At 48.9% G+C, this 4,327-nt stretch carries 7 protein-coding genes; 4 read left to right on the top strand and 3 right to left on the bottom strand.

Annotated features, from left to right (window positions below):
* Window positions 1-853, bottom strand: an 853-nt coding sequence (gene aroF / locus QZW47_RS30070; RefSeq protein WP_293136453.1) for a 3-deoxy-7-phosphoheptulonate synthase, incomplete at its 3' end; no start/stop codon positions are given.
* Between the two features lie 703 nt (window positions 854-1,556).
* Window positions 1,557-2,321 (bottom strand): sulfotransferase domain-containing protein, encoded by a 765-nt coding sequence (locus tag QZW47_RS30065; protein ID WP_293136451.1) that lies wholly within the window; start codon window positions 2,319-2,321, stop codon window positions 1,557-1,559.
* A 249-nt stretch (window positions 2,322-2,570) separates the two neighbouring features.
* On the opposite strand from QZW47_RS30065, the gene QZW47_RS30060 reads away from it, so the two are divergent.
* The 4 genes from QZW47_RS30060 to QZW47_RS30045 are packed head-to-tail and all read left to right on the top strand — an operon-like array spanning window position 2,571 to window position 3,600.
* Entirely contained in the window at window positions 2,571-2,786 is a 216-nt protein-coding gene (locus tag QZW47_RS30060) for a plasmid partition protein ParG (RefSeq protein WP_293136449.1), read from the top strand.
* Window positions 2,787-2,841: 55 nt separating this feature from the next.
* Entirely contained in the window at window positions 2,842-3,057 is a 216-nt protein-coding gene (locus tag QZW47_RS30055; RefSeq protein ID WP_293136447.1) for a hypothetical protein, read from the top strand.
* Window positions 3,047-3,454 (top strand): hypothetical protein, encoded by a 408-nt coding sequence (locus QZW47_RS30050; RefSeq protein ID WP_293136445.1) that lies wholly within the window; start codon window positions 3,047-3,049, stop codon window positions 3,452-3,454. The genes QZW47_RS30055 and QZW47_RS30050 overlap by 11 nt, the downstream gene beginning before the upstream one ends.
* Window positions 3,455-3,459: 5 nt before the next feature.
* Window positions 3,460-3,600: a hypothetical protein gene (locus QZW47_RS30045; protein ID WP_293136443.1), complete on the top strand. Its 141-nt coding sequence runs from the start codon at window positions 3,460-3,462 to the stop codon at window positions 3,598-3,600.
* Between the two features lie 491 nt (window positions 3,601-4,091).
* Here QZW47_RS30045 and QZW47_RS30040 read toward each other — a convergent pair.
* Window positions 4,092-4,327 (bottom strand): hypothetical protein (locus QZW47_RS30040; RefSeq protein WP_293136441.1); only part of this gene is annotated, 236 nt, incomplete at its 5' end.

Raw genomic sequence — 4,327 nt, 5'->3', positions numbered from 1 at the left:
CGCTTAATACCTGTGAATGCAAATTAATATCAGCAACGCACCGCCCGACGGCCGCCGCCACAGGCCGCAAACTAGCAACTAAATCTACCATATCCGGCAAAGAAAGAGCTTGCCGCGCGTCAGAAACCGATTTTTCCGGTTGCGGGTGACACTCAACAATCAATCCGTCAGCACCGCAAGCAACCGCGGCTTTTGCTAAAGGCGCGACTAATTCTCGCTTGCCGACTGCGTGAGAAGGATCTACAATTACTGGCAAATGAGTTAACTGTTTCAGCGCTACGACTGCACCTAAATCTAAGACGTTGCGGGTGTAATTGTCGAAACTGCGGATGCCTCTTTCGCACATGACTACATTCGGGTTTCCGTGGCTGAGAATGTATTCGGCGGCCATCACAAATTCTTCGATGGTCGCTGACAAGCCGCGTTTTAGTAAGACTGGTTTTCCGGCTTGACCGATCGCCTTTAACAACTCGAAATTTTGCATATTGCGGCTGCCTACTTGCAGCATATCAGCATAGGCGACAACCGGCTCGATTTGGGCGATCGACATTACCTCTGTTACCACGGGTACACCGTAACGGCGGCTGACATCCGCTAAAATTTCCAGCCCCTCAATTCCCATTCCTTGGAAAGCATAGGGAGAAGTGCGGGGTTTGTAGACTCCCCCGCGCAACGCCTGCACCGGTGCGACTGAGAGTTTGCTGGCGACTGTCTCCATTTGTTCGGAACTTTCCACGGTACAGGGCCCGCCGACGATTAACAATTCTGTGCCGCCCACAGAGACTGTTTCGGATAGTTTGACAATAGTTTGGTGTTCGGGATGAGATTTGGTTGCGAGTTTGGCTTCTAACATGATGGAATTCTTCTCGAAAATTAGGTGATTGGTTGACAACAAAAAACCCGGAACTTTTAAGGAGTTCCGGGTTGGCGCGAAAAGACAGCACGACAATTTACCCAGAACTCCTGCGGGGCCAAAAATAAAAGCCGTAGTACCAGTTACTGAATAATGTCATTGCTGTTTTCGCTTGTGTTCGATTGGTGGATGGGAAAAGAAGTAGAAAAAACAAAACCGCAGGTGTTAGTCTGCGGTTCGCCCGGATGTTCACTGTGAATTGTAAATTCACTCCGGGCGAACTTGACCTTGCCAAAAATAAAAATAGCTGTTTGCTGTGAACATAAGTGAAGGGATGCGATTTATTGATTAAATGCAATACTATTCGCTAACCTAGCACGGACTGGTAGGAATGTCAAGGATTTTTTGCCCTATGTAGGGAAACGGCATTGCCGTGTCCGGCCCCGGAGGAGACGGCATTGCCGTGTCCCTACGGCAATTACTCGTTACGAGGCTGAGCCTGGTAACGCAGATCCCGAGGCTCTGCCTCGATTTTCAAGAGCGAGGCAGAGCCTCTAGATATAGGTTCCCAGGCTCAGCCTGGGAACGAGTGAAAAATTACTTATTGTCATTGCGAGTCCGCGAAGCAATCTCGGGTTTTGGCGATTGCTTCGCTAAGAGCTCGCAATGACAGAATAAAACTCGCAATCACACAATTATGATTTCAATCCCAGCCGAAGTCTCGATCGCACAAATCGGCTAATCTCTGATTGGGCGATCGATAATATGCTCTTAATTGCTCGTATACTGTCTCGCTGACCGGCGGATATTCGGTAGCGTTGTGCTTTCCGTAGGTTTCTAATTGGTGCGGCGGCAAGCCTAGAAATTCTAACACGCTGTTGTACGTGCCGCCGGGATTTGCATACAAATCTTCGCTTTTGAGGATTAAAAGTTGTGATTTCGGAAATAGCTGCATCCAGGCTGGAAGTTGGTCGGCGTAGAGGCCGCGGGCTAGATATGTATGGTGTTGGTGTTCGTAACTGTAGTAATTTGGGTTGGCTTCAAGTTTTTCGAGTTCGCCTTTGAGTCGATCGTGTTCCTGGGCGATCGCACTTTCGAGAGATAGCGATTCGCATTTAATTTTGATCTCGTGATAATAGTGAGAAATCGCTCGGTCAACCGGGTTTCTCAGCAATATGATTAATTTTACTTCAGGACATAACTGGTAAATGCGCTGCGGAACATGGGGGTGAAAAATGTAATAGGGGCTGGCTTCTCCTGTTACCTTGTCTCCGCGTTCTACTGAGGATGGAAATTGGGAGTAATACCATTCTGCACCTTTGTCGAATTGGAGGTCGAAATAATGGATTTCTTTTTGGGCGGCGGGGGCGATTTGGGGATGTTGGGTGAGATAGGCGTACAGGGAGGTTGTGCCGCCTTTTTGGGCACCGATGATGATGAAATTTGGGGGTTTGGAGGGTTGTTTCATGGGTGGGTGATGATATTTGGCGCTTCGTTGGTGTGGGTTTGCGCGTCGAACTGTTGATAAATATAGCTTACAGTCGAGTTACGATCGCGCGATCGTCCAATTAACTCGGCAGGGTTGTGGTTTTTTTTGCTATATCTGTTATTAGATCGATATAGGGACAAACCGATAAGTCCTTATGTCGATAAACGCCCATATCCGATCGCGCGCCTGTGTGTCAGGCTAGACACATAGACAAATCGATATAGCGATATGGCAACTTTGACTACAAGTAAAACTGTGTCCGTAAAAATCTATCTACCTGAAGAGACAAGAGCCAAGTTCAAAGCATCTTGCGCCATGCGTAGCCTCAGCATGAATGAGGTTCTGTTGGAGTACATCGAAACCTGGTTGCAGGAAAACGAACCGGTTTTAGAGTCAAAGCCGAAGCGCGTCAAGACGGCTACCAAAACTGAGGAGACAGACTGATGACCGATCGACTATATCCAATAAACGGCATCCTCGAACAGACCGCGAGGGACAAATGTTGAGAGATTCAGACAACCCTGAGAAATCTTGGGAAGATTTAGAAGCCGAACTGCTTCCTAACCGTCCTTTTTATGCCCCGGGCGAGACTGAAATCGAAAAAGACCTTTATGCTAAGCGACGATGTGCTCAGCAACAAATGAAGGCTGAAAAACGCCCCGATATTGCAGGCGGCTCTTATTACTACTGCACGGAGACAAATAATGATGACTGACTCGAATTACCGACTGCTACCACCGAAAGATGAGTACGTGCAAGTGTCTATCTATCTGAATCGGGTTCACTTGGATGGATATACGCCCGAGCGCGCGATCGCACAATTGATCGAAATGGGTTATGCTCCTAGTTTGCAATACCAGTGGAATCCCAAACGCAACGAGTTTGATTTGTTTGCTGTGATTCACGATCGCCCGATCGCAGATTCACTGATGGATAAACAGGCTTGTGATGCTCTCTGGGCTGCTTTTAACGAATCTTCGCTTTACGTGATTGGTTGCGAGGCGGCGCAAAATCCTAATTGGCTAGCAGCCGGCGGCTTTAATGACCCGCGCCGTCAGGCTACACCGGAGGAAATTGAACCACTGCCAGCAAATGCTACGGCTGCTGCTTGATATTTGTGGACGATCGCACTTTTGGACAATACATCAAGTGCGATCGCGCGATCGGGTGGGAACAGGACACGGCAGTGCGGTTTCCCGAGCGGGCGATCGCACAACAACCGAAATTCGAGCGCACATTTATTGCGGTTTTTGGGTAGGGAAACGGCATTGGCCAAAGCTGCGTCAACAATCGCCTGGAACCGTTTTTAGAGATCGTTCGTAGCCGAGTCAGATCCCCCTAAATCCCCCTTAAGAAGGGGAGTAGGGGTTGACTTTGAGCAGGCTCTTGTCCCCCCCGACCTAAGGGGGGCTAGGGGGGATCGGGTTTTAATCGCCAGACAGAAGGCCAGCACTATCTTTAACCTTAAATTGACACGACGCCGTGCCCTTCTTCGTGTCCTCTATTTTCCGTGTCCTCTATTTGACTTTGCCGCTGGGCACTGACATCTCGATCGAACTAGACTAGAGTGGAGTTCCCGAACCCAAATCCTTGCAGGGCAAATCTTTCGGGGAAAAATATATCGGTGGCGAGCTTTGTGGCGAGTTTGTCGGTTTTACTCTTGGGCCAAACTACACATTTTGTGAATTTGTGCAAGGGGTGATATGAAAGTTGGGGAAAATGGGAACTATAAAGATGGGATCGTACTGTTCAGCAGTATCTACCTGCAATACCATCTCTGAAATTATTCAGGAAGGCGTCAATGTTTAAGAGCAAATTATCCAAAGTTATCGTATCGCTGCTGCGGCGGATTGCTGGTGTTACCAGATCCGGAGCCAAGCGGCTGATGAGAGCAATGCTGCAAGCCCTCATGGCTATGGGCCGCAGGGCAAAGTTGCCGGTGGCGGGTTTTGTGCTGCCCACGGTGACGATGGTGTTGCTGGTAG

Origin of the sequence: Microcoleus sp. bin38.metabat.b11b12b14.051, from assembly GCF_013299165.1 — a bacterium.
GTDB lineage: Bacteria > Cyanobacteriota > Cyanobacteriia > Cyanobacteriales > Microcoleaceae > Microcoleus.
This window is presented reverse-complemented; position numbering and strand designations above follow the sequence as displayed.